Source organism: Actinomyces stomatis (assembly GCF_031292835.1).
Classification (GTDB): Bacteria; Actinomycetota; Actinomycetes; order Actinomycetales; family Actinomycetaceae; genus Actinomyces; species Actinomyces stomatis.
The window spans coordinates 1-986 of record NZ_JASPEP010000058.1 but is presented as its reverse complement, the minus strand read 5'-3'; the positions used below and the strand labels follow the sequence as shown (position 1 = coordinate 986).

1 protein-coding gene is annotated in these 986 nt (G+C 77.1%); it reads left to right on the top strand.

Going from position 1 to position 986, the window contains the following annotated elements:
* On the top strand, positions 1-853 hold an 853-nt coding region (locus RIV12_RS13095), incomplete at its 5' end, for a uroporphyrinogen decarboxylase family protein (protein WP_309324459.1).
* Positions 854-986 lie beyond the last annotated feature (133 nt).

The window sequence follows — 986 nt, the reverse complement described above, 5'->3', positions numbered from 1 at the left end:
GTGGACGCCGGTACTCGCCTTCGGCGGGGCGCCCTTCACGCTGGCGGCCTACCTGGTGGAGGGCCGACCCAGCCGCGACCACCTGGCAGCGCGCACGCTCATGCGCGCCGACCCCGACTCCTGGGACCGGCTCATGACGTGGTGCGCGCGCCTGACCGGCGAGTTCATCGCCACCCAGGTGCGCGCCGGGGCGGCCGCGGCCCAGCTCTTCGACTCCTGGGCGGGCTCGCTGTCCCCGCGCGCCTACCGCGAGCGCGTGGCCCCCTACTCGGCGCTCGCGCTGGATGCGGCCCGGGGTGCCATATCCCCCACCACCGGCCAGGCTCCGCCGCTCATCCACTTCGGGACCGGGACCGCCCGGCTGCTGGGGCTCATGCGGCAGGCGGGGGCCGACGCCGTCGGCGTGGACGAGCGGATCGACCTGGGTGAGGCGATCGAGGCGCTGGCCGGGGCCGACCCGCAGGCGGGGGCCTGCCCGGTCCAGGGCAACCTCGACCCGGCGCTGCTGGCGGCGCCGTGGCCGCTGGTGGCTGAGGAGGTCGACGCGGTGCTGGCTGCCGGGCGCGCGGCGCCGGGGCACGTGGTCAACCTGGGGCACGGGGTTCCGCCGGCCACTGACGCGGACGTCCTCACCCGGATCGTGGCGCGGGTGCACGACTCAGCCGACTGGGAGTCCGTGGCGCTGGCCGGTTGGGACGCCGTCACCGATGCGCCGGCTCAGACGGCCGAGGCGGCCGGCGGGTCGAGCGTGAGCAGGCGGGACCGGCAGGAGCCCGGACGGCAGGCGCCTCGAGGGCCTGGAGGACGGCCCCTGGCCCGCACGACGCGCCGCCCCGGACGGGAAGAGCACTGAATGACTGAGCACACGCAGCCCGCCGGGGGCCACCGGACGAAGCAGTGCGGGGCGCCGGGTGGTTCGGACGGTTCGGGCGGTTCCGGCGATTCAGGCGGCCTGGATGGCCCGGACGGTTCCGGGGCCGCCGCCC